This window comes from Microbacterium sp. Bi128, from assembly GCF_918698205.1.
This window is the reverse complement of sequence record NZ_CAKKMM010000981.1, coordinates 1-1931: the sequence shown is the minus strand read 5'-3', so window position 1 is coordinate 1931 and position 1931 is coordinate 1. Positions and strand designations below refer to the sequence as shown.

2 protein-coding genes are annotated in these 1931 nt (G+C 66.0%); one reads left to right on the top strand and one right to left on the bottom strand.

Annotated features, from left to right (window positions below; all coding sequences use genetic code 11):
- Positions 1–376: 376 nt before the first annotated feature.
- Positions 377–1651, top strand: coding sequence for an NAD(P)/FAD-dependent oxidoreductase (locus LQV45_RS28805; RefSeq protein ID WP_230010421.1), 1275 nt, complete (start codon positions 377–379; stop codon positions 1649–1651).
- 140 nt (positions 1652–1791) lie between these two features.
- On the opposite strand, the gene LQV45_RS28800 is transcribed toward LQV45_RS28805, so the two are convergent.
- Entirely contained in the window at positions 1792–1929 is a 138-nt protein-coding gene (locus LQV45_RS28800; protein ID WP_290370338.1) for an ester cyclase, read from the bottom strand.
- Positions 1930–1931 lie beyond the last annotated feature (2 nt).

Below are 1931 nucleotides of genomic sequence, written 5' to 3'. Positions count from 1 at the left end.
TGATTTCAGTGGTGAAATCTGCTGGGTTGATCTGCGGGTTGTACTCCGCGGCCATACTCCTTTTTGTGTTGTCGAGGACAAATAATGTCGCCCCGCCACCAACCAGCAACAGGAGGATCACACCAATGACGATTTTGGTGCGTCGGTTCATGACCTTTCCCACTCCTTCTGAGTAGAAATTCCTGTAGGAGGTCAGAGCACCGTTGCTTGCCCATGGCCATAGGAGAAAGATAGGGCAGTCCGCCCTGAACCAGAACACCCTCGGCGAAACGCCACACTGGGGCCCACTCCGTCTCCGGGCACCTGTACGTAGCGACGCTGCGGGCATATCCTGCCAACAAAGCCAGCCCTGCACCTTGGCTACGGGAGAAGAACCATGGCAACCCCGACGGCCGCCCGACATGCGGCTCCGCAAAGCGTCAACACCCTTATCGTCGGTGCCGGGCAGGCGGGCCTGGCCACGAGCTACTGGCTAAGCCGGGCCGGCGTCGAACATCAGTTGCTGGAGCGGCGCGAAGCGCTGGGCGGGGCGTGGCAGGACCGGTGGGACGCGTTTTGCCTGAACACGCCGAACTTCTCGCTCGCGCTGCCCGGCATGCCGTATGACGGCCCCGCCCCGGAAGCGTTCATGCTGCGCGATGACCTCATCGGCCATTTCCGGCACTATGCGGAGACCATCGACGCTCCCGTCCGAACGGGTGCGGATGTCACCCGTATCGCGCCCGCGGAAGGCGGCGGCTTCACCGTGGCCACACCCCAGGGCAGCTGGCGGGCCCGGAACGTGGTGCTCGCTGCCGGCGGTTACCAGGAACCGAAAATCCCCGCGCTGTCGGCGCAACTGCCTGGCCACATCCTGCAACTTCACACCGACACCTACCGCAGCCCGGGCCAACTGCCCGACGGCGCCGTGCTCATCGTTGGCACCGGCCAGTCCGGCGGCCAGATCGCCGAGGAATTGCTCGCCGTCGGCCGCGAAATCCACCTGGCGGTGTCCACGTGCCCGGAAGCACCGGGCCGGTACCGCGGCCAGGACCTCCTCTATTGGATGATGCAGCTTGCACAATTCGGCCCCGACTACGGACTGAACGGCCTCACCGTGGGGCAGCTGCCCTCCCCCGCGGCGAGGTTCGCCTGCAACCCGCTGGTGTCCGGCGCCGACGGCGGCCACGACATTCACCTGCGGGACCTCGGCCGGCGGGGCGTCCGGCTGCACGGCCATTTGGAAGCAGCCGACGACGGCGACCTCGTCTTCAGCGATGACCTCGCCGAACGCCTCGCCACCATTGAGGCCGGCTTCAGCCAGCGCCTCCGCCCGATGCTCGATGCTTACATTGCCGCTGCTGGGATCGAAGCGCCGGAGGCTGAACTCCGGCCCGCCGACGACTGGGTTCCCTCAGAGCCGACGCGGCTGAACCTGGCGGCGGAGGGCGTTACGTCCGTCCTGTGGGCCACCGGATACCGGCTCGACTTCGGCATCCTCGACATCCCCGTACTGGACGAATGGAACTACCCCCGCCACAGCCGCGGCGTCACCGACTACCCGGGCCTCTACGCCGTGGGCCTGCCGTGGCTCACCGGGCACAGCTCGGCGGTCGTGGCCGGTGTGGGACGCGATGCCGAGTACATTGCCGGGCACATCGCCGGGCGATGACAGCCCCTCTGATCGAACCGCCGTCGACGTCGAACGGCTGTCCGCGTTTCCCTGTGGGGAACGTGGACAGCCTTTTTATTGCGTGCTGATATTGCGTGTTCCGGCCGCGATCGCGCCGGCCCTGTTGTTCGTCGCCCGGTTCAGGCAACGGCCACGGCACCAATCTGCTGCATGAGGCCCAGGTTGTCCGTCGTGCCCCAGTGCTCGGCCACTTTTCCGTCCTCGACACGGATGATGTCAGTGCAATCGAACTCGACGCTCTTGCCCGTTGCCGGGATGC